This window comes from Paenibacillus macerans, from assembly GCF_900454495.1.
Taxonomy (GTDB): Bacteria; Bacillota; Bacilli; order Paenibacillales; family Paenibacillaceae; genus Fontibacillus; species Fontibacillus macerans.
This window is the reverse complement of sequence record NZ_UGSI01000002.1, coordinates 111,457-133,778: the sequence shown is the minus strand read 5'-3', so window position 1 is coordinate 133,778 and position 22,322 is coordinate 111,457. Positions and strand designations below refer to the sequence as shown.

The window sequence follows — 22,322 nt, the reverse complement described above, 5'->3', positions numbered from 1 at the left end:
CTATCGGCGAAAAATACTAAAGGGGTTCCCTTCCGCTGTTCTTTATAATGATCATCAGCGGTTCGTACGGATGTACCTCCAATTCCGTTCCGTCAAAAAGTAGGCGGAGTAGCAACCGCTATTAGCAGCGTTTCGCCTTCCCAGATATTCTTATAACTATGGGGGATTCTGGCATCATAATAGATACTGTCCCCTTCTTCGAGCGTGTAACGTTCATTGCCCAGCATAAACTCCAAACGCCCGGAGTGGACAAATAGAAATTCCTCTCCATCGCTATGGCCGACGCCAATGTCGCCGTAAGCCGCTCCTTCTTCCAACACTCCCCATATCGGTCCCATTCGGTTGCTGCTTCCTTGACTGAGCGCGTACCAGGTAATACGGGAACCTTCGGAATGCACCAAAGGTTTGCGCTCGTTTTTCCTAACGATAATGCTTCGTTTCTCCTCGCCAAACAAATCGGTAAAATTCACGTTTAATGCATTCGCTATGCGCTTCAGAACACTGATGGACGGATTCGCCTTATCGCGTTCAATTTCACTAAGAAAAGATAAGGATACAGATGCTGCTTGAGCTACCTTCTTGAGCGTTAATTTATGTTTTTTTCGCGTGCTTCGAATGGCTTCGCCGATCGAATTCATATGCAAGCCTCCTAAATTTTCGATGCGATTTCGCTGTCGGCGAAATTTATAACATTATAATAGGCGTAAACACGAGCAATATCAAGCCCTTTCACTAGTGCGAAATTACGGTGTAAAAACGTTGATTTGGCGCCATTATTGGACTAACATTTAATCAAGGTTGGTGAACGAATCTTACCCGGGTATCTGAGCATCGTTCATTCCAACAGAATCATTTTCATTTACAGCGAAATTCTCATGGATAATAAGAAACGAATCACATTGATGCAACGGCTTCCTTGTTATTCGGTTCAAAGAGATATGCCCGAAGGACGAAAGGAGTTAAAAGAATGACCGCTAAAATTCCCAAGGTCTATCGAGTCGGTGATGTTACCGTGACGCGTGTCACGGAGATGATGCTTGACGGTATTCCGCCAGAAATATATTTTCCGGGATCGTGGAACCCCCTGTTCCTGGAGGAGAATCGGAACTCTCTTCCAGTTGGCCTGATCGATGGCAATTCTCAGCTTATCGTCAGCATTGGAACGTGGGTGGTGAAAACCCCGAAGCATACGATCCTTATCGATACGGCTACAGGAAACGATAAAAACTTGCCTTTAAATCCCGATCTAGCCAATCTCCAGCTCCCCTATCTCGAGCGGCTGAAGGAGGCTGGGGTTACACCGGAGGAAGTGGACTACGTTCTGCTGACGCATCTGCATGTGGACCATGTTGGCTGGAATACAAAGCTTGTGGATGGAAAATGGGTACCGACCTTCCCCAATGCCAAATACGTATTTCCCCTCGCAGAGCAGCAATATTACTCCAGCGAGGCCAGCCACAACGAGGCAAACGAAGCAAACTTTAACGTTTACGAAGAAAGCGTATTGCCTGTTGTTGAAGCCGGCTTAACGCAGACCATTGGCCCTGAGGGCGGGGAATTCCTTGATCTATTCACATTCATTCCGACACCCGGCCACAGCATCGGCCAAATGTCTATCCGTCTTAAATCCGGCGAAGAAGAAGCTTTATTCGGCGCCGATGTGATGCATCATCCGTTTCAGGTCTATAATCCGGAATGGAATTCAATGTACTGCGAATTTTTCGATCAAGCGCGTATTTCACGGCTCCGGGTGCTGGAGCTCATCGCGGATCGCCCGGTCATTTATTTCAGTACGCATTTCCCCGGAAGTGCGGCGGGGTACGTGACTCGCAGCGGGGGCAAGTATAAGTGGAACTTTATTTAATACAGTCTGTTAACAAAATCCAATACGGAAGGCGCTGAGCTTATGACAACCCATGATTTTCTTAAAAATAACCCTATCGTGACCGAATACCTGCATATCCCGAGCGATACGCCGGGAATCGAGCTTTATGTACGAAATAAACGTCCCGCTTCCATGAATACCTTCTCTAACGAAAAAACAATCGTAATGGTTCATGGCGCTACCTATTCAATTGGCAGTCTGTACGATGTGGAGCTGGACGGCTTCACTTTTCTGGACTACCTTGCCAGCCATGGCTATGACGTATACGCCGTGGACGTTCGCGGCTACGGCGGCTCGACAAGACCGCCTGAGATGGAGCAGCCTGCCAACCTTAATCCGCCGCTTGTCCGCACGGAGACAGGTGTCCGGGATTTTGGTACAGCCGTGGACTACGTTCTGAAACGCCGGAATTTGACGAAGGTCAACATACTGGGAATGTCTTGGGGGGGAACCGTTGCGGGAGCTTATACCAGCCAAAACAACGAGAAAGTAAACAAGCTTATGCTTGTTGCACCGCAATGGCTAAGCTCCAAACCGGTTCCGATCGATACCGGAGGCCCGCTCGGTTCGTATCGCCTTGTTGCTGCCGGCAACACGAAGGAACGCTGGCTTAGCGCGGCGCCAGAGCATAAACGCGGTGATCTGATTGCGGACGGCTGGTTTGAACAATGGGTCGAAGCCACTCTTGCTTCGGATCCGGGGAGCTTAACCGATCATCCCGAGCATATCCGGGCGACCAACGGCCCTATCCTGGATATCCGCGAATACTGGACGGTTGGCAAAGCTTTCTATGATCCTAAGGATATCACGGTTCCCGTCCTTCTTGTCCATGCCGAGTGGGATATCGATGTCCCTCTTGAATTGGCGCAGAGTTTCTTCACTTCCCTGACAGGAGCCGCCTACCGCCGCTGGGTGGAAATCGGTGAAGGGACGCACATGGTATTGCTGGAGAAAAACAGACTTCAGGCTTTTCAAGCCATTCGCGGTTTCTTGGATGAAGCATACGCGCCGGCGAAGTAAAGCTGCCGCTGCACAGTCGGACTCTATGATTATATTGCTTGCCTAATGAGAGGCCCGGGCTGTCGCCTCGGGCCTTTTTCTTCACCCATTTATCAAAGAGACGAAAGAGGAATTAAATACGATGAGCCATATCGCTATTACAACAACACAAGCACCCGCAGCTATCGGCCCTTATTCGCAGGCCATCGCTTTAGGAAATGCCGTCTATACGTCGGGCATGCTTCCGATTGATGCCGAAGGAAATCTGAAAGAAGGCATCGTTGACCAAACCCATCAAATAGTAAAGAACCTGCAAGCCGTCTTAGCTGAAGCTGGATTATCTTTAGCAGACGTTGTCAAAACATCCGTTTTCATGACGGATTTAGAGCATTTTCAGCAGATGAATGAAGTGTACAGCCAATATTTCAGCGATCATCACCCTGCCAGAACAACCGTAGAAGTGTCTAAACTTCCAAGAGACGCCAAGATTGAAATAGAGCTTATCGCAGTCAAACGCAATTAAATCCGCTCCATTATCCTTTATTTCTGTGAAAGAAGGCGCTATCTGCTTGCGAACTTATTTGCTTCTCTTGTTTTGCGCAGCCCTTTACGGGAGCAACTTCGTCTTAGGCTCGCTGCTGCTGGAAGCATTCCCCGCCTTGCATCTGTCAGCATACCGGCTTCTGGTTTCATCGGCGTTCCTGCTTATTTATTTGGTTGCAACTCGTGGCTTGGCGAAGATTACGTTCCGCGACTTCGTTTATTTGGTCCCCTTCGTTCTAATCGGGATGCTGCTTCACCAAGTTTCTTTCTTTACAGGTCTCCAGACAACGGACGCAACCACAGCTTCGCTCATCTTATCGTTAGCTCCAATTTTTACGGCGCTATTTGCCCGCTTATTTTTGAAAGAGCCGTTAACGAAACGCATGGTTGCAGGCTCGAATGTCGCCCTCACCGGTGTCTTCTTCGTGGTTGGAACTGGCGGAAGGATGAGCACAGCCATTACCGAAGGCGTCTGGATCATGTTTATCTGTATGTTGGCATTGTCGGGATCTATGATCCTCATGAAAAAGCTGACAGAACGTATGGATGCGTTTGTCGCAACGGTGTATACCACCGTACTCGGCTGCATCTCGGTATACCCGGTGGCGGTCTGGAGCGAGCCTAACGTACAATTACAGCCTCACTTTTGGTGGTGGGTTCTCTTGGTCGGTTCGGCGCTGCTTATTCAGGGCTTATGCGCCGTAATCTGGAATGCGCAGATTCGCAAGGTAGGGGCGGCTAAAGCCTCCCTGTTTCTGAATTTACAACCGTTTGTCGCCATGATTTTAGGTTATATCACGCTCGGCACCCCGATTTCCTTAACGCAAGTGGCAGGATCTGTTCTCATTATTTCCGGCGTAGTTCTAGCCACTATGCAGGGACAGAGAACAAGGAAATCAGAAGGCGATACACTGAAAATATCCTCTGCCAAGAGGTAAAAAGCCTGCGCTGTAATCGAGGCTCACAAAAAAAAGATGGAGGTCTTACGACAAGCCAAAGGGAGCGCTTTATATCATGGCTCCCTTTGGCTTTAGGTTTAGGGCCATCCTTTTGCAGGATGGCCCTTTCTTTGATTCGCTTGATCATGCCTTTTAGGTTCTTACTTAGATTCGATGCGACCTAATGGATTGGCACCCTCCTCCAGATCTTTCCGGGCTGCCAACCAGCTTAATCGTCGAGATTGAGCGCATCGCGAAGGTAAGACCACGTGAGCTGCTGGAGCAAAGCATCTCGTTCGGGGTTCTCGTCCGTCGTCTCCGCGACGTTGTACCCTGAGATTCCGCCAAGTATATGTTCTGCACCGAAGAGGGTGAGCAGGCTTTTACTGCCCGGGCTTAGGAAGTAGGGGTCTGTGAACCAGTCCGGCCCCTTCCACCAAATAACGGAGGGGGATTTTGCTTCAGCAAGCAACAGTACCCTCTAGGTACCCCATCGTTCTGTACTCCAAAAGCAAGCAGCTGCCCGTTTATACCGACTTTTCCTCCGAGTAAGGTTCAACCCACACTCATGCCTGGAAAAGTGCCCTTCCAAGAACTCGGGTATCTCCGATAAACTTGCCCTTATTTATGATACGGTTCAGCGTAACATCTATTTCGCAAAATCAGAAGGCACCCGAAAAGGTGCATTTGGATACTTCCAAATGGACTGAAGGTTCTTGTTTTCGTGATATAGATCTATCCCTCCTGTAGTACGGCATCCGCGTCCGTGAGCGACCTTCAGTAAAGCTTTATTAGCCAAACCATCGTCCCTATACGATTGGCCTTTACTCCGTTAATCTGCCCGTTACTTCAACAGAACAGGGAACAGCGCCTCGGTGAACAGCCCCCGTCAAGTGGACAGTGGAAATAATATAAAGTTAATTATGCGAGGGTGTCCCAAAAGTAAACTTTGGAACACCCTCACCAGTAAAATAGGATGGTATTCGAAAGAAATTAAGGGGCTAAGCGGTCGGTTCTCGCTTAGCTCCTTGGTTTTTGGCGTCCACGGCAGCTTTTTTAAGTAGATTGTGGGCAAGGGAAAGCCACCCGACCTCCAGACTTACTTTTGGTAAGCCTCGAAGCTGGAACCTTTTAAAGCCCCGGTTGTTCTTTATATCGCCAAACACAGGCTCCGGCTCGATCATGCGCCTTACGGAGCTGCACACAGGCAACACGTTTAAATACCGATGCATAGTATTCTCTCCAAGGCGTCCATACCTCGATAAGCTCCAATGGTAAATGTACAAAGAAATTGTGGTTTCCCCGACGGATGACTGGGCTTTAACCGCTCTCACTCTTCCTAGTCTAAACTCAATATAGTTTCCCTCTTGTTTAGTTTTGTCAGTTCAACACTTGTCTTCCACAAGTCTTTTCTATTGTCCCGATTATAGGAAAGATCCGAAGATTTTATTTCCCGTGTACCATCAAAATATTTACCTGTCGTTTCATGAAGGTCAGGATTCAATACCAGCGATGCCAATGCTTCGCCTGATTTGTTAGCTGCATTTCCATTTGGACGAAACAAAGCAAAGGCGGGAAGAAGATGTTTCATAACAAATCTCATCAAAGGAGGAAAGGTTCGAGAGAACCCTGTACCCGCCATTTGCCCCGGATTAAAAGCATTTACTGTAATCTTCTTCTTCGTTTGCTGTTCTATTCTTTCTGCTAACTCGTAAGCACAGTATATATTACATAATTTTGAAGTCGAGTATCGACGTTGGCCAACGGTAAGCATACTTTCGTTAGAACTCATTTCCGTAGGGTAGGCCAGCAATCTGGCATTCTCATATACGGGGGCGGCTACGATTGTCTTCTGCGCCGGGTCATGAGTCCCGCTGCTGACAAAAACGATTCTGCCTGAATCGATCATTTTTTCGAGCAGCATGTTGACCAGCAGAAAATGTCCGAGATGATTAATCCCAAAAGTGCTTTCAAATCCATCTTGGGTATAGTGCGTTTTATCAACCATAATTAATCCTGCGTTGCAAACAAGAGCATATAAAGGCGGATAATTCAAACTTGAAAACATGCTTACAAAATTCCTAACGGATTCCAAGGATGCAAGGTCAAGCTCCAAGGAGGTTATGTTCTTATTGTTCGTTTCTTTCGTGAGCGATTGGACGGCTTCATTTGCTTTAGCTGCATTGCGGCAAGCCAGTATAACAAGATGATTGGAGTCGGCTTTGGCAATGTGTTTAGCGCATGCATAACCTAACCCTGAGTTTCCACCGGTTATAATAAACGTTCGTGGGCTCGAATTCATTTTTGTTAACATATCAGCACTCCTTTTTATAAAAATTGGTTCCATGCACCTCATACTTGACACCGTCAACCTAATCTCATCATATTCTTTCAGGTTGACGGTGTCAACCTGATATTGTAAAGTTAATCCTATACCTATATGCCGAAGAGGGAACTATGAAAAACAATAATGACACAAAACAAAGGCTGTTAAATGTCACTAGAAAAATGATTGATACCCGTGGTGTTGATTCCGTTAGTATGCGCGACCTTGGAAAGGAAATGAATCTATCCAGGAGTGCAGTTTATGTATATTTCAAAAATAAGGATGATTTACTTGCAGCCATTATCACAGAAAATTATGAAACGCTGACAAGTTGCATTCGGAGATTAATGGAGGAAATTAACGATCCACGAAAGCTTGTTTATGAAGCTTTGTACACCTTTTATGATTTTGGGATAAAGAATCAAGAACATTATCAATTGATGTTCCGTAAGCAATGGGGGAAGGACTATCCTACACTTCACATTGCAGCCGTTGAAACATTCGGAGCGATCTACAAATGTTTGGAGACAGCTCATGAACGAAATTACACCATCAGCAAATCACCGAAACAATTGACGGCAATGGCATCAGCATTTATTGCCGGACTTATTGATCTGAATTCCGCTGGACATCTGGAGCCTGAAAAAGGATTGGATGATCCAACCGGTTTGATTCATTCCTTTGTAGATTTGATTTTTGTTTAAGCCGGCGAATAGAAAAACCGCATGGGTCATTCAACTTTATTTTCCGCTTTACCACTATTTGTGGTACGGTTCCCCCCGATTAATCTTCACCGCGCGGTAAATCTGCTCGGTCAGGACGAGGCGCATAAGCTGGTGGGGCAGCGTCATGCGCCCGAACGACAGCCGCTGCTGCGCGCGGCTGAGCACGCTATCGGCGAGCCCGTGGCTGCCGCCGATCACAAACGCGACATGGCTCGTCCCGTACGTGCCGAGCCGGTCGAGTTCGGCGGCCAGTTCCTCCGAACTCCAGAGCTGGCCGCCGATGGCGAGCGCGATGACATGCGCGTCGCTCTTGATCTGCGCGAGGATCCGTTCCCCCTCGCGCTCCTTCACCTGAAGCACCTCCGCCTCGCTCATCGTCTCCGGCGCTTTCTCGTCGGCAACCTCGACGATTTGAAACTTCACATAGGGCGTAAGACGCTTCGCATACTCAGCGATCCCCTGCACCAAATACTTTTCCTTCAATTTGCCGACGGCAATGATTTGTATGTACATGTTCAATCCCCTTAGCTTCACAAGTGTATCAGCGGATCAAAGCCGCCCAATCCGAGAGCAAATTCTGTAGGCAGCCTGCCCGACTAACCGCGCTGATCCGCCGCCATTTTTCCCTCTGCCGATCAGAGTTCCCGCTTATGTTCGAAGCGCCCGCTTCTATTTTTTCTCGCCATCATCCATCCCGCAACCAGCGTCCAGACGAACACCGGACCAGCGGTCAGCGGAAGAAGAACCAGACTCCAATCCGGGAGCAGCAGCGCGGCCGGGATGCCAATCGCCCCCCAAATGCCCGCGGCGATGCCGATCCAAGACATCAACTGGCCCATAGGCGCACGATCCTTCAACCCTAGCCAAACCCCGCCGAGCAGGCAAATGCCCAGCCAGGCCAGCAGCATGGCCAAATCCCCCGCCATAATGCCGAAAGCAAACAACCCTACACCGATCGCATCCGCGCCGGAACCGGCAACACGGGCCCATTGCCCGGACAAGACCGGTGTCACGGTCATTTCCATAGCCAAGATGAGCATCCAGATCGTCAAACCCGATACAAACAAACCGGAAGCAAGCCCCGCGGCTGCCTTCTCCTGATACATCCCCGCGGCGGCCGACCATCCGCCCAGCCACAGCAGCACTGCCGTCAGCATCAGCGCATGATCCCACTGCCAGTACGTCCTCATCTTATCGACCATGGCCAGCGCCTCGTTACCGGCCCATGGATTCGTCGCGGGCGGGTGCATCAGCGTAGCCGCAAGCATAAGCAGCCCGCCGAAAAGGATACTCACCCCCGCCAACCTTTGCAGCGTGTTTTTCGGGTTCATTGACCTCACTCCTCCGGGAATCTTTTTACTTACTCGTTAGATTGCTCCGGAGTCTGCCTATTTAGGCGGCAAACCTGCCCAAAAGAAAAAGGCCGCTTTCCCCCATGGAGAAAACCGCCCCCGTTTCCTCATACCACCAAAAACCGCGCCTCTTGCTCACATTCCTGGCACTTCACCGGCGGCTCCCAGTCGATGAACTTCGTGTGCTCCAAATCAACCACGTCGGGCGCCTCCTCGAATTCGTCCACGAACATATCAATCGCCAGTTCCACATGATCCTTGCAAACGACATACATAAATTCCAGGCATCCTTTCTCTTCCAACCGCCTGCCCGGCGGATCTTCACGTAATTACAGGTTGTCCTTTATCCTTTCTACCATACTCCGCGAAAAAAAGGAACCGCTCAAGCCGCATGCAAAGGGCAATTCCTTGTTCCTGTTAACTTATTTTTCTCACCCGTACCTCGAGTATGGGATCAATATAGCATATCCGTTTTACTGTGAACTATTTTTTATCGTATTTGCAATTTCAACTAAATCAGAAATATCATACAAAGGAACAAAGGCCCCCTGCTCCACCTTGGTTGACGCTAAGGCGTAGGTTAAACCTTCATATCGCCAATATAGCCCGCTAAAATCCCGATTACTTTGAATCCAGGTTTGACTCCCGTTGCTTAATTTGGGACCTTTTTCTCCTTCGGGCTTTGAGTTGTCCTTTGAATTGGAAATGGATAATATTAGCTGCTCTCCAATATCAACATTTGCAAAAGTTAATCGAATGATATCAAAAGGCGCAGGAACAATCTCAGCCGCTCGATGGGTAACCCCAAAAGGTGGCGAGGGAAGTTGAACCTTAAAAGGTACTTCAAGCAGGATTTCTTCAAAAGATTTGGAATTTTCTGAGCCCGGATCCCACTGTACACCATCTTTTGCTATTGTTAATCCTGCATAATTTTTCGGTTTTTGATCGATATTCACATCCCCTGGAACAGGCGGGGCATCAGTTTGTTTTCCCATCATGCATCCGTTAATCAACAGGAAAACAGCAACTAGCCACAAATAAAATATTTTTTTCAAGCCTGCATCTCCCCTCTGTTCTTTTCCTAAAAGGAACGGTCACCTAAATAAAGAAGATTCCGGCTACACCCCTCGTCGCCTTGCTCTACGGCTTTCCTGATGTAACGGAATCTCTATCGTTCCTGCGGCCATAAGCCTTGGACAAGTCAATTATTTATCTTCAAGCCCCGCGTCGATCTCTTCGTCCGACGGCTTGTCGGTCAGCTTCATCATGACGCTCTGCAGCTTACCGTCCCGGTAATAGCTAACCTGCAAATCCTCGCCGATTTTCTTGTTTTCATAGAGATAACGGCGCAGCTCCATCGTCGAATTGATCGGCTGCTTGTCGAGCTGAATGATCACGTCGTTCAGTTTCAGCCCCGCCGCCAGCGCCGGACCGTGGGCCTCCAGCACAATGACGCCCTCCGTAACGTGGCTCGGCAGCTTCAAATCTTGGCGCTGTTCGTCGGTGATCGGCGAATACGGATTATCCAGATCGAGCGTATACACGCCTATATAGGGGCGAACGACTTTGCCGTGCAGCAGCAGATCGTCAACCGTCTTCATCACATCGTTCACCGGAATGGCAAAGCCCAGCCCTTCCACGCCGGTGTCGGCGATCTTCATCGTATTGATCCCGATCAGCCGCCCGTCCAGGTCCACCAGCGCTCCGCCGCTGTTGCCCTCATTGATCGCCGCGTCGGTCTGAATCACTTCCTGCTCCCAATCGTAAACCCCGTCCTGGTTCAGCGAGACCGGTATCATCCGGCTCGTATTGCTTACGATGCCGGACGTCAGCGTTCCCCTCAGCCCGAGCGGATTGCCGACCGCGATGACCGTCTCCCCGGCGCGAAGCTTGTTGGAATCGCCGACGTCGATCACCGAATGGATTCCTCTATCGCCGATTTCCAGCACCGCGATATCGTTAATCGAGTCCTGGCCGGTCACTTTGGCCTTATGCGAAACGCCGTCGCTCGTCACCACTTCCAGGTCCTCGGAACCGCTAATGACATGCGTATTGGTGATAATGTAGGCCTTGCCTTTCGCTTTCTTGAAAATCACGCCCGAACCGAGCGCCGCCCGCTCGGGATCCCCGTGCGACAGCTCGCTGTGATTCAGGATGCTGACTACCGCCGGAGCCGCCTTGGCCGCAGCCCAGCTGATCCGGTCGAACGGATTCGCGGAATTCGGGGCCGCCCCCGCCGAAGCGGTTTCCCTGGAGGTAGTAGAAGGAAGCCCCACAATAAAACTGAATAACAAAACGGCGACAACCGCGCTTAACACGGAAGAGATCAATGAGATTTGCAGCGTGGACAGCCCTTGCCCGCGCCGCACCTCCAGCCAACGACGTTTGCCGTCCTCGGGCATACGCAAGCGTCGCCGCCCCGGCACTTTCGTCGAATAAAAATCATCGTCAAACAATCCCATCGTCTTCTCCCCCTCCATACTCTGTCCCTGATCTCGGCCGCCATTTTCTTTAGAACGCTTCACGCAAAACAAAGGTCCCCTTCAACTTTATGCCTATAAGGCAAAGCCATATGTCAGGCGCTCATCAATTCTCCTGACGCCGCGCTGCGCTTACAGGTTGCCGCCACCATGGGGGTTTTGCGTTTTTTTCTTAAAAATAGGAATGTTTGACTGCGTTTCGGACTACACTATAGTAAAGCGATAGATTGATAGATTTATTTTACCATATTTTGATGGTACTGAAGCCTTTTTCTATCAGGTAATTTTCGGATTTTCGCCTTAATTTATAACTTTAAGGAGGTACCTATGAAATCCTATCATTCTTCGCCCATGAACGAAGTGAACGTTCTGGCCAAGCTGGCCGATATGAAGGAGGAGCATTACCATCAGCTGTTGACCCTCAGCGCGATGATCGAGCTGTTGATGGAGAAGGGGATCGTAACGCGCGAAGAAATCGAGAAAAAGGCGCTGGAAATCGACGGCTTTATGACTCCGCCGCCCTATCCTTCCGTTTAGCCGGGTCCCCGGCTCGGCCCCTGTTCTTCCGCTTTCGGCGGATGCTTTGGAAGCTGGCCTTTGCGCTTTAGAAGCGGCTTCTGCACTTTAGAAGCGGCTTCTGCGCTTTAGAAACAGGCCTCTGCAATGCAGACGGTCTGTTTGGACTGTCCGCCGCAACTCTGCCAATGCCTGCCTATAACTAACGTGTAATATAACCTGACACAAACAATATCTCCAGCGTGGATTTTTCATATTTTCAACCGGTGCAGGCCGGATTCCCCTCAAAAGCGCAAGACTCCCGTCAGCTATCCTTACAGAAAGCGATTCCAAAATAAAATTTAGGGTTGATTATTTTCCGCCGATCGCCTATGATATGGATAATCATCGAAGAAAAATTAAAGCCCTTTAATTTTATTAGCAAACAACCCTCGGTTATTCCTCTTTTTATAATATATTTTTTAACAAAAGTTAAAGCGATTTAACTTTATTCGAGAAAGGCTGGTGGTTCCGTGATTCATCGTGAAAGCCAGAGGCAAACGTTCTACATGTATTTGTTCATCTCTCCCTGGCTTGTCGGCTTCGTGGTTTTTGCCCTGTATCCTATCCTGGCATCGCTGTACTACAGCTTCACCGACTACGACATTATCCACCCGCCCGAATTCGTCGGTCTCGCCAACTACATCGAGATGTTCCACAACGATCTGTTCTGGCAGTCCGTGGCGGTCACGCTCCGCTACACCTTCATCAGCGTGCCGGTCCAACTGCTGCTGGCGCTCGGATTTGCGCTGCTGCTGCATCAGAAGCTGCCGCTGCGGGGGTTCTTCCGGACGGCGATGTATTTTCCGAGCATGGTCTCCGGGGTGGCGATGTCGCTGCTTTGGTACTGGATTTTCAATCCGCAGATCGGCCTGTTCAATTACATGCTGTCCTGGTTCGGCATTCCCGGCCCGGCCTGGCTGATGGACCCGGGCACCGCGCTGTACGCGCTCATCATCATGACGCTGTGGACGTCCGGCTCGGGAATGATCCTGTTCCTGGCGGGCCTGCAGGGCGTGCCGTCCAGCCTGGTCGAAGCCGCCAAGCTCGACGGAGCGGGACGTTTGCGCATCTTCGCGAACGTTACGCTGCCGATGATCTCCCCCGTGCTGCTGTTCCAGCTCATCATGGGGATCATCGATTCGTTCCAGGTGTTCACGCAGGCGTTCGTGATGACGCAGGGCGGCCCCAATTATTCCACCTGGTTTTACGTCTACAACCTGTACACCAGCGCCTTCAAGGAATACCGGGCCGGATATTCGTCGGCGCTCGCCTGGGTGCTGCTGATCGCCGTCATGGCCTGCACCGCCCTCATCATGAAGCTTTCCAACCGTTACGTTCATTACGAAGGAGGGAGACGATAGATGAGCTCTTTTCCGGCTCCCACCCCCCGCTCCGCAACTTCCACGGTCAGACCCCGCCAAAAACCGGACGCGGTGAAAATCGCCAGTCTTATTCTTTTGCTCGCGGCGACGTTCCTGATGCTGCTGCCCTTGTTCTTTATGGTTTCGACCTCGCTGAAATCGCAGCGCGAGATGTTGAAATTTCCGCCGACTTTTCTGCCGGAAAGCTGGAGCTTTGGCAATTACGCCGAAATCTTCGACACCCTGCAGTTCGCCACCTTGTACAAAAACAGCCTGACCATCGGCATCCTCACCGTCTTCGGCACGCTGCTGTCCTCGGCGCTCGTCGCCTACGGGTTCGCCAGATACCGGGGCCGCGGCAACGGGTTTTGGTTCATGCTGCTGCTCAGCACGATGATGCTGCCCTATCCGGCGATCATGGTTCCGCAGTTCGTGCTGTTTTCCAAGCTGCAATGGATCGATACGTTCCTGCCGCTGATCGTTCCGGCGTTTTTCGGGTCGGCGTACAACATCTTTTTGCTGCGGCAGTTTTTCGCCACCCTGCCCGAAGAGCTGTTCGACGCCGGACGCATGGACGGCTGCAGCGAGCTCGCCATGTGGTACAAAATCGCCCTCCCGCTGTCCGGGCCAGCCCTGGCGACCGTGGCGATCTTTGCTTTCATTTACAGTTGGAACGACCTGCTGACCCCTGTGCTCTACTTAAGCTCGTCCGATCTGTTTACGCTTCCGGTCGGGATGGCCTCCCTCACCTCGTCGCGGTTCCGCATCCCGCCGTGGCATCTGCTGATGGTGGCGTCCGTGCTTGCGATGGTTCCGATCGTCACGCTGTTCGCCGTCGCCCAGAAGCAATTCGTCGAAGGCATCGTACTCACCGGCATCAAGTCGTAACGGCCGCGGGAGCGTGCGGCAGCGAATTACCTGAAACCAAGGAGGAATTGAGTTTTATGAAAAAGAAGCGCGCAGCAACCAAACCAAGCTTTATCGCCTTATTGGGAGCGATCCTGCTTCTGGCGGCCATCCTGTCGGCCTGCAGCGGGGGCAAATCGGCGGGCGACCTCGGCGCAGGCCCGGGGCCGGGCGGTTCCGGCGGGGACGCTGGGAGCGGCCCCGGCAACTCCGGCGGCACCGGGCAGGTGACCATCACGCACTACACGATCGATTCGCCCGACCGGACGTTTATCGAGCAGCTGATCCCGGAATTCGAGAAAACCCACCCGAATATTAAAGTCAAAGTGGAAAAAGCGCCCTACGAGCAGTTCGACAGCAAGCTGCAGACGCTGATCGCCGGCGGCAACTCGCCCGATGTCACGAGCCATTACGGCTACGGCGGTTTCGCCGAATACTACAACAAAAACATGCTGCTCGACCTGACCGATCTGATGCAGGAAGACGGCTTTAACGCCGCCGACTACAGCATTCCCGAGCATTTGATGGAGATTTACAAGGTCGAGGGCCGCACCTACGGCATTCCGGTAAACATCTACGTTACGCTGATGCTCTACAACAAGGATATGTTCGACGCCGCGGGCATCCCTTATCCGCCCAGCGATTTCGAGGACAAGAGCTGGACGTTCGACAAAATGGTCGAGGACGCCAAGAAGCTGACGGTCATCTCCGACGACATCGCCAAAACGCAGTACGGCGTCGATTTCACCTGGGCCGAACGCGACATGCGCCCGCTTTACTTCGGCACGGAGCCTTACTCCGCGGACACCTGGACCAACGGCGGCGTCCCGTCGGAAACGTATTTCGATTCGCCGGAGGTGATCGCGGCCTACAATAAACTGTTTGGGCTGATTTTCAAGGACAAAGTGTCCCCCACGTCCGAATGGAGCAAAAGCGTGGCCGGCCAAAACGGCGATCCGTTCGTCGCCGGGAAGATCGGGATGTCCGTCGGCGGCTCCTGGAACCTGGCCGGGGCCAACGATTTTCCGTTCAAGACGGGCGTAGCCGCAGTGCCTTGGGGCGGCAACGAGAAGGTGCGCAGCACGCTGTTTGTCGATCCGCTGCTGATTCTGAAAGACTCCAAGCACCCGAAGGAAGCGTTCGAGTGGATCAAATACCTGCTGACGGACGAAGTGCAGGAACGGTCGATCGAACTGAGCGGCGGCAACCCGCCGGTCAATGCGAAAGCGGCCGAAACGTACTACAAGTTTTTTGAAGGCGTCAATCCGGAAGATGTGAAGAAAGTTTACGAAGGCGCCACGAAATACGGGTTCGAATCCTACAATCACCTGGTCACCCATTACTCGCAAATCAACGACATGTTCATCAATGAGATGCAGCCGATCGAAACCGGCCATAAAACGGTAGAGGAAGTGATGCCCGCGATTCAGAAAAAAATCACCGAAATTCTTAAGCGATAGTCTGATGTTTTAGCGGACGATACGCCGGGCCTGTTATACTAAAGCTAACAAAAAGGTTTCAAGGAACGGAAAATCTGCCGCAAGGAGAAATCGAAATGAAGGTTAGTATTTTTGACGTTGCCAAAAAATCGGGGCTTTCGGTCGTTACCGTATCCCGTGTGCTGAACGGGGCGGAAACCGTACGGGAGAAAAACCGGCAAAAGGTGCTCGAAGCCATGAAGGAGCTGGATTACCGCCCCAATGCGGCCGCCCGCAGCCTCGCCAGCGGCAAAACCGGCATCATCGGCGTAATCCTTACAACGCTGCACGACTCTTTTTTCGATGCGGTGGTCAAAGAGCTTAATGAGGTGCTGGCGCTGCACGGCTACTATTTGGCCGTTTCGGTTTCGGCCGGGATCAGCGAAGGCGGCGATCATTACCTGATTCAGGAGGACCGGGTCGACGGCCTGCTCCTCCTCTCGCCGATGGATGAAGACAATTATATTCTGGAGCTCAAGCGGCGCGGCATTCCGTATGTGCTGATCGATCACCAGAAGCCGGAGAACGACGCCTTCTCCGTGACGGTCGACAATTGGAAAGGCGGGTATGCGGCGGCCCGGCATCTGCTGGAGCTGGGACATACCTCCATCGCCCATCTGTGCGGCCAGGAGGTGTTCCGCAGCACGCGGGAGCGGCGCGGCGGTTTTATGCAGGCGCTGGAGGAGCAAGGGCTTAAGCCGTTTGAGATCGTGTACGGCGATTTCGATATCGCCTTCGGCTACGAGACATGCAAGCGCTGGCTGCGCGAAGGCAAGCTGCCCGGCGCCGTGTTTGCCGGCGACGACAACATCGCCCTCGGCGTCGTGAACGCCCTGATGGAAGCCGGCGTGGAGGTGCCCGGGAGGGTAGCGGTCGTCGGTTACGACGATCACTTCATCGCTTCCCGGCTCCGGCCTCACATGACCACCGTCCGCCAGCCCGCCGACAAAATCGCGCTGGCCGCCGCGGACATGCTGCTGAAGCGCATCGACGGCAAAATGAAGCGCGGCGCCAGCCTGCGGATCGATCCGGAGCTGATCGTCCGGGAGACGACCGCGAACAAGGAGTGACTTACGATTGGGATATTATTTGGGGATCGACGGGGGAGGCACCAAAACCTACGCTCTGTTGACCGATGAGCACGGGAATGTGCTTGGCAAAGGCCGGAGCGGAAACGGCAATCACCAGCTTGGCGCCGAGCGGGCGGAGCGCAGCATCCGGGAAGCAGCGCGGATGGCCTTGGACGAAGCCGGGCTGCGCATCGAGGAGCTGCGTCACGCCTATCTGGGCCTGGCCGGGGCTGACCGCGAAGCCGATTACCGTGTCCTCCACCCGCTTGTGCGCGGGATGGGGTTCACGAAATACACGATCGACTGCGACACGATGATCGGGCTGCGGGCGGGAACGAATCGCCCTTACGGCGTCGCCTTGATCTGCGGCACCGGCACCAACGCGGCTGGCCGCAATCCGCAAGGCGCGTTTTACCAATGCGGCGGCTTCGATTATATGTACGGCGATTTCGGCGGCGGCGGCGCGCTGAACATCGAGGTGTTCCGCTCCGTCATCCGCGCCTGGGACGGCCGGGAGCAGCCGACGCGGCTGACCGGGCTGCTGCTGGGGATGCTCGGGTACGCGAACGTGGAAGACATGTTCCACGACTTCCTCGATCACGGCAAAGCCGTGCCGGTCGACGCGGCCCGGCTGCTGTTTCCCGCCGCCGCGGAGGACGATGCGGTGGCGCTGGAGATTTTGCGCCGCCAGGGCGACGAGCTGGGCAAGTCGGCGGCGGCGGTAATCCGCAGGCTGGGGTTGGAGCGCGACGTCTTCGACGTCGTGCTGGCCGGCAGCCTGCTCACGCGCGGGGACCGCGGCTGGATCCGCGGTCCGATCGAGCGGGCCGTGCGGGCGGCAGCGCCGCACGCCGCGGTTGTGACGCTCGCCACGGAGCCCGTCGTCGGGGCGGTATGGCTCGCGATGGAGGCCGACGGCCTCGCCGTCGCCGGCGACGTGTACGCCCAAATGTCGCGGTACGGCGAATTTGATGAAATCAAACTTTATTCCAACAATCATTAGCGGACGGCTCCAGCCCCTGGAAATTACGCAGGTTTGGCTTGCTTGGTTTGGACTTGGTTTGGCTCTACTTGGTTTGGCGCGACTTAGCTCGACTTGGTTTGGCGCGACTTAGCTCGACTTGGTTTGGCCCGACTTGGCTCGGCTTGGTTTGGCCCGACTTGGCTCGGCTTGGTTTGGCATAACGGCAAAAAATGCCCCTATTTCGGCGGCAAGCCCCCTTTGGAGTGGAATAGCAACATTTTATGCCTCTATTTTCTCGAGTCGCAGGGAAATGGCTGCTTTTCACACCGTTGGTTGGAAAATAGGCACAAAAAAATCCGCTAATGACCGCCCAACTGCTCAAGTTTGGAAAATAAGGGCCTAAAGTGCCGCTATTATTATGGCTCAACTTAAATAACAGTGCTTTACGGTCGGCTGGCCATGGAGACAGGGACTTCATCTTGTGCTGGCTGATTATGCTGGCTGAGGGGACAGGAGCGCCCTTAACGGACCGGAAGCGCCTTATTTGCCACTGGCGTTGCATAAACTCAAGCTCATGCACAAGACAACTTGTTGCCTTGATACATTTCAGTTTTCCCGCACAAAGGCTTAGGTGTTCAAATTAAAATTGAGCTTGCAGTAGATCTAACGATTGTAGCAGTGGCTATTTTCCGAAAAAAAACCCTTTCAAGCTTCTAACGGTTGTGAACGCCGTTAATTACCTTAATCTAGACAAAAATAGCCGGGGTTCAGTGAAATAAGCGCTATGGCAACCGTTACAATTTGAAATCAACGTTTTTTGACCGCATAGCGGTTATGGCAACCGTTAGAATAGTTGGGGTTAGAGGTGTGCCTTGTGTAACTTGTGTATCTTGTCAGAATTAATGCAACGCTAGTGTTTATTTGCCCGATAACGACCAAATCATGCCCGAATGTGCCTAAATATTCCCTAATATCCCTGTAAAGGCCAAATAAGGTCGATAGGGTCTGCTTTTTATTAAATTGAACTTATAATATCGACAGGAGTGATGGATCTTGGCAACGGAGCAAGGCTTGAAAATCGCCGTCATCGGCGGCGGCTCTTCGTATACGCCGGAGCTCGTCGAAGGCTTCATCCTGCATTACGGGGGGCTGCCGGTACGCGAGCTGTGGCTCGTCGACATCGAGCCCGGCCTGCGCAAGCTGAACATTGTCGGCAATCTGGCCCAACGAATGGTCGAGAAGTCGGGACTGCCGATCGAAGTACACCTGACGACCGACCGCCGGGCGGCGATCGAAGGCGCCGATTTCGTCAGCACGCAGATGCGCGTCGGCATGCTGGACGCCCGGGCGCGCGATGAATCGATTCCGCCGAAATACGGCGTGATCGGCCAGGAGACGACCGGTCCCGGCGGCATGATGAAGGCGCTGCGCACGATTCCGGTGCTGCTGGACGTGTGCCGGGATATCGAGGAGCTGGCGCCGGACGCGTGGCTGCTCAACTTCACCAACCCGGCAGGCATGGTGACCGAAGCGATTCACAAGTATTCCAAGGTGAAGAGTATCGGTCTCTGCAATGCCCCGATCGGCCTGATCAAGCAGGTATCGGCCAAATACGGCGTAGCTGCGGACCGGGTGTATGCCGAATTCGTCGGCTTGAACCACCTGCATTGGGTGTCGCGGATCGATGTGAACGGCGAAGACAAGCTGGATGACATGCTGGCCGACACGGGCGGCTACAGCGCGCAAAACGTGCCGCCCCGGGAATGGAATCCGGAATTTCTGCAATCCCTGCGCGCCCTGCCCTCTTATTATTTGAAATATTTTTACATGACCGACGCGATGCTGGAGGAGCAGCTGGAATCCCTGAAACAAGGGCAAAACCGCGCCGAGGTTGTGAAGCGCGTTGAAGAAGAGCTGTTCGAGCTCTACAACGATCCCGATCTGAAGGAGAAGCCGAAGCAGCTTGAGCAGCGGGGCGGCGCGTTCTACTCGGAGGCGGCGGTCAATCTGATGCGCTCGCTCTACAATGGCACAAACGATATCCAAACGCTCAACGTGGCCAATCGCGGCATCCTGGACTTTCTGCCGGACGACGCCTGCATCGAGGTCAACTGCGTCGTGACCCGAAACGGCCCGCTCCCGCTCCCGCTGACCAAAATCCCGCCGATGGCCAAAGGGCTGATCCACGCGGTCAAAACCTACGAGCAGCTGGCCATCGACGCCGCCGTCACCGGCGACCGCAGCCTAGCCCTCCAGGCGTTGGCCCATCACCCGCTGGTGCCGTCCGTCGAGGCGGCCATCCGCATGCTGGATGAAATGCTGGAGGCGAACAAGGAGTTCCTGCCGAGCTTTTTCCCGAAGGAAGCGGCCGCAGCGAAAGACGTTAACTAAACTAATCCGCTATTTAAAAGACATCAATAAAGATGTATTAGAAGGCAAATATACTACTAACAAGAATTTGTCTTGCTACCTATGAACGAGTTATTAATCTTGCCGCTAAGAATGGAAATGGAATAATAATAATGCAGAATAAAAACTGGCAAAACCCTGATTTGCCAATTATCACTGTAGTACCGCAAGGTGAGTGAATAATAACATGAAGATGAGTCTGGCTTCCCTGTTTTTGGGGAGTCAGACTCAAAACTATGTTTATTGGGAGTGCTTCCAATGTATCGGCTTCAATTAAAATTAATAATTATCTATTTTATTGCTTCTCTAATAATAGGTCTCTCTGTCCTATATGATTATCATCAATTTGGCGCTATAACCAGATCGGATTTATCTTATATATTTCTCACACCTGGACTTATCACTGGGCTCTCCTTACATTACATCTACAGTAAAAGTAAAAATGGAATGCATAACTTTTTATTTTCAATATCCCATTTTTGCTTTTACTTAATCCCCTTTTTAATTATTTTTATGATTTCCGGTATGAGTCCGCTCGAAATAACGAACTACTTTTTAATCTCTCTATTCTATTTCGTGATTTCTTTTCAGTTCTTTTTTGTCTATAACGTAAAGAAGTATTTGTTTATAAGAGTAACAATGACCATCATCTTTATAGTTATCTTTATAGTTATCTTTTTAGCCCCATTATTCCATGTTTTAACTTACTTACAGGCTGTAACCATTTCGCCAATCATTGCTTTTCTTTATTCCTTGATACTCGTATTAATATTTAACTCAAGCAAAAAATACAATTAATCTTATCAGCCCCACTCCTGCGAAAAACATAAGGACAATAAATGGCGTTATTCCGACGATATCCGTCCATTTGAGAAAAATAGAGGAAATTAATGGCTCAACACCGAGATCAGTGTGCTTGACAAAATAAATTATGACTTTGGCTCTGGGGTGGCTGTCTATAGTGTTCGTGTCTTGGTATCCCTGCATACTGCTTTGCACGATTATCCCTTTTGTTCCGGGGGTTGAGGGTGGGGGTTGATCACGGTACTTTCGTTTTTCCCGGTGTCTTGCCCCGTTCCTCCCGTCAGGTCTGCTTCACTTCTCCTAGACCTCCTTCTCACAAACTTGTCTAACGATCTCGAGCATGTCTGCTGCTCCCAAACCTATTTTCTTCTCCTGAATTTATCTTTTTCTCTGCTTCCGGATCAAACGGGATAATCATGCAAAGCGTCCGGACAGTGGATATTGACCTGCCGGTATTTCTTGCCACGATCGGTTACCGGCTTAACTATCAAGCGCTGCCTTCTAGGTTGGGATCCTGCTTCGGGGTGCTTTTTGCATGGCTCAGTTAAATAAGGGAGCTCCTTCCCACGTGATCCCCCGCCCTATCCCCCCAACATCCCCTGCTCCCTTCGATACCCCTGCGGCGAGACGCCTTTCGCCTTTTTGAACACGCGGCCGAAATGCGTTCCGCTTTGGTAGCCGATGCGGTAGGCGATTTCCGTCACCGGCAGCTCCGTCTCCCGCAGCAGCCGGCAGGCCTGCTCGATTCGGACGCGGTTGATGTAAGCGACCAGCGTCATTCCTGTCACCCGGGGAAAAATGTGGCTGAGGTAATACGCGCTGAGGTGGAATCGGCCGGCAAGCCCGCTTAGGCTGAGGTTTTCTTCGTAATGGGCGGTGATGTACTTGGCCACCTCGGTGACTTCCCGGTAAGGCCGCTTCCCCGCCTCCGCTTCCCCATGATCAACTGGGCGGTTCTCCGCCAAGCGTACCAGGGTTAGCAGCAGTTGTGACAAAAGAAGCCGGCAATAATCCTCGTACCCGGTCCCCCTCCCGCTCTGCTCGGCAAGCATCCGGGCGAGCAGAGGCTGCACAAAGTTTTGCTCATCCGCGCTTAACCGCATCACCGGAAAGTCATTGAACAAACGCTCAAAGTCCTCTTTCCTGCCCGGCAGATGACCGGCGAACGCCTCCGTGCGAAAATTGATCAGAATCCGCTCATGGGGCTGCGACAGCTTGCCGGAAGGCGATGTTTTGTGCAGCACATCCAGCGGGATCAGCACCACGTCGCCGCCGCGGATATGATATGTTTGATTTTTGATAAAATAGCAGCGCTCCCCGGACACCAAATAGTAGATTTCCCAGGCATCGTGAAAATGCTCCCCATCCATGGTAAACCGGCCCGGCTGCTTGGCCGCCTCGATCGTGAAATGCCGCGCGATGGGCGCGAGCTGCCCTTCCATATTCATCCCGGTTCCCCCCTGCCGCAGATGGATTTACTTCCCTGGTCCATTTCAGCAAAAAATGTAGAATCCGCCGATCAAT

At 52.0% G+C, this 22,322-nt stretch carries 20 protein-coding genes and 2 pseudogenes; 12 read left to right on the top strand and 10 right to left on the bottom strand.

Annotated features, from left to right (window positions below):
* Positions 1-92: 92 nt before the first annotated feature.
* Positions 93-638 (bottom strand): helix-turn-helix domain-containing protein, encoded by a 546-nt coding sequence (locus tag DYE26_RS23690; RefSeq protein WP_036618347.1) that lies wholly within the window; start codon positions 636-638, stop codon positions 93-95.
* A 329-nt stretch (positions 639-967) separates the two neighbouring features.
* Here DYE26_RS23690 and DYE26_RS23685 point away from each other — a divergent pair, with 329 nt between their 5' ends.
* The 4 genes from DYE26_RS23685 to DYE26_RS23670 all read left to right on the top strand — a co-directional run bounded on the left by DYE26_RS23685 (position 968) and on the right by DYE26_RS23670 (position 4,365).
* The gene (locus DYE26_RS23685; protein WP_036618345.1) at positions 968-1,864 is read left to right on the top strand and encodes an MBL fold metallo-hydrolase; all 897 of its coding nucleotides are present in this window, start codon (positions 968-970) and stop codon (positions 1,862-1,864) included.
* Between the two features lie 42 nt (positions 1,865-1,906).
* The gene (locus DYE26_RS23680) at positions 1,907-2,905 is read left to right on the top strand and encodes an alpha/beta hydrolase (RefSeq protein ID WP_036618343.1); all 999 of its coding nucleotides are present in this window, start codon (positions 1,907-1,909) and stop codon (positions 2,903-2,905) included.
* Positions 2,906-3,026: 121 nt separating this feature from the next.
* Positions 3,027-3,407 (top strand): RidA family protein, encoded by a 381-nt coding sequence (locus DYE26_RS23675; protein WP_036618341.1) that lies wholly within the window; start codon positions 3,027-3,029, stop codon positions 3,405-3,407.
* Positions 3,408-3,453: 46 nt separating this feature from the next.
* Positions 3,454-4,365: a DMT family transporter gene (locus DYE26_RS23670; protein WP_036618339.1), complete on the top strand. Its 912-nt coding sequence runs from the start codon at positions 3,454-3,456 to the stop codon at positions 4,363-4,365.
* A 161-nt stretch (positions 4,366-4,526) separates the two neighbouring features.
* Here the strand turns inward: DYE26_RS23670 and DYE26_RS23665 are convergent.
* The 3 genes and pseudogenes from DYE26_RS23665 to DYE26_RS23655 all read right to left on the bottom strand — a co-directional run.
* Positions 4,527-4,798: pseudogene (locus DYE26_RS23665) on the bottom strand (chlorophyllase); the annotation flags it as partial.
* A 568-nt stretch (positions 4,799-5,366) separates the two neighbouring features.
* Positions 5,367-5,561 (bottom strand): annotated as a pseudogene (locus tag DYE26_RS23660) (transposase); the annotation flags it as partial.
* A 143-nt stretch (positions 5,562-5,704) separates the two neighbouring features.
* Positions 5,705-6,679, bottom strand: coding sequence for an SDR family NAD(P)-dependent oxidoreductase (locus DYE26_RS23655; RefSeq protein WP_051985158.1), 975 nt, complete (start codon positions 6,677-6,679; stop codon positions 5,705-5,707).
* Between the two features lie 143 nt (positions 6,680-6,822).
* Between DYE26_RS23655 and DYE26_RS23650 the strand changes: the two genes are divergently transcribed.
* Positions 6,823-7,395, top strand: a complete 573-nt coding sequence (locus DYE26_RS23650; protein ID WP_036618334.1) for a TetR/AcrR family transcriptional regulator — start codon at positions 6,823-6,825, stop codon at positions 7,393-7,395.
* Between the two features lie 54 nt (positions 7,396-7,449).
* Here the strand turns inward: DYE26_RS23650 and rlmH are convergent, their stop codons facing one another.
* From rlmH to DYE26_RS23625, 5 genes are all read right to left on the bottom strand, one after another.
* Entirely contained in the window at positions 7,450-7,929 is a 480-nt protein-coding gene (gene rlmH, locus DYE26_RS23645) for a 23S rRNA (pseudouridine(1915)-N(3))-methyltransferase RlmH (protein WP_036618333.1), read from the bottom strand.
* Between the two features lie 122 nt (positions 7,930-8,051).
* Positions 8,052-8,747: a hypothetical protein gene (locus DYE26_RS23640; RefSeq protein ID WP_036618332.1), complete on the bottom strand. Its 696-nt coding sequence runs from the start codon at positions 8,745-8,747 to the stop codon at positions 8,052-8,054.
* 128 nt (positions 8,748-8,875) lie between these two features.
* On the bottom strand, positions 8,876-9,043 hold the full coding sequence (locus DYE26_RS23635; protein WP_063836288.1) for a CxxH/CxxC protein: 168 nt from the start codon (positions 9,041-9,043) through the stop codon (positions 8,876-8,878).
* A gap of 198 nt (positions 9,044-9,241) precedes the next feature.
* Complete coding sequence (locus DYE26_RS23630) at positions 9,242-9,823, bottom strand: hypothetical protein (protein ID WP_036618331.1); 582 nt, start codon at positions 9,821-9,823, stop codon at positions 9,242-9,244.
* A 150-nt stretch (positions 9,824-9,973) separates the two neighbouring features.
* Positions 9,974-11,230, bottom strand: a complete 1,257-nt coding sequence (locus DYE26_RS23625) for a S1C family serine protease (RefSeq protein ID WP_036618330.1) — start codon at positions 11,228-11,230, stop codon at positions 9,974-9,976.
* 345 nt (positions 11,231-11,575) lie between these two features.
* Here DYE26_RS23625 and DYE26_RS23620 point away from each other — a divergent pair, with 345 nt between their 5' ends.
* The 7 genes from DYE26_RS23620 to DYE26_RS23590 all read left to right on the top strand — a co-directional run bounded on the left by DYE26_RS23620 (position 11,576) and on the right by DYE26_RS23590 (position 19,976).
* Positions 11,576-11,785: a hypothetical protein gene (locus tag DYE26_RS23620; RefSeq protein WP_036618328.1), complete on the top strand. Its 210-nt coding sequence runs from the start codon at positions 11,576-11,578 to the stop codon at positions 11,783-11,785.
* A 527-nt stretch (positions 11,786-12,312) separates the two neighbouring features.
* Entirely contained in the window at positions 12,313-13,167 is an 855-nt protein-coding gene (locus DYE26_RS23615; RefSeq protein ID WP_051985157.1) for a carbohydrate ABC transporter permease, read from the top strand.
* Complete coding sequence (locus DYE26_RS23610; protein ID WP_036618326.1) at positions 13,168-14,055, top strand: carbohydrate ABC transporter permease; 888 nt, start codon at positions 13,168-13,170, stop codon at positions 14,053-14,055.
* A gap of 56 nt (positions 14,056-14,111) precedes the next feature.
* Positions 14,112-15,533 carry an ABC transporter substrate-binding protein gene (locus DYE26_RS23605; protein WP_051985156.1) on the top strand — a complete coding sequence of 474 codons (1,422 nt, stop codon included), beginning with the start codon at positions 14,112-14,114 and terminating at the stop codon, positions 15,531-15,533.
* 95 nt (positions 15,534-15,628) lie between these two features.
* Positions 15,629-16,621 (top strand): LacI family DNA-binding transcriptional regulator, encoded by a 993-nt coding sequence (locus tag DYE26_RS23600; RefSeq protein ID WP_036618323.1) that lies wholly within the window; start codon positions 15,629-15,631, stop codon positions 16,619-16,621.
* Between the two features lie 7 nt (positions 16,622-16,628).
* A complete protein-coding gene (locus DYE26_RS23595) occupies positions 16,629-17,624 on the top strand; it encodes an N-acetylglucosamine kinase (protein ID WP_036618321.1) in 996 nt (331 codons plus the stop codon).
* Between the two features lie 1,014 nt (positions 17,625-18,638).
* Positions 18,639-19,976: a 6-phospho-beta-glucosidase gene (locus DYE26_RS23590; RefSeq protein WP_036618319.1), complete on the top strand. Its 1,338-nt coding sequence runs from the start codon at positions 18,639-18,641 to the stop codon at positions 19,974-19,976.
* 1,403 nt (positions 19,977-21,379) lie between these two features.
* Here the strand turns inward: DYE26_RS23590 and DYE26_RS23580 are convergent.
* On the bottom strand, positions 21,380-22,246 hold the full coding sequence (locus tag DYE26_RS23580) for an AraC family transcriptional regulator (RefSeq protein WP_036618316.1): 867 nt from the start codon (positions 22,244-22,246) through the stop codon (positions 21,380-21,382).
* Positions 22,247-22,322: the final 76 nt, after the last annotated feature.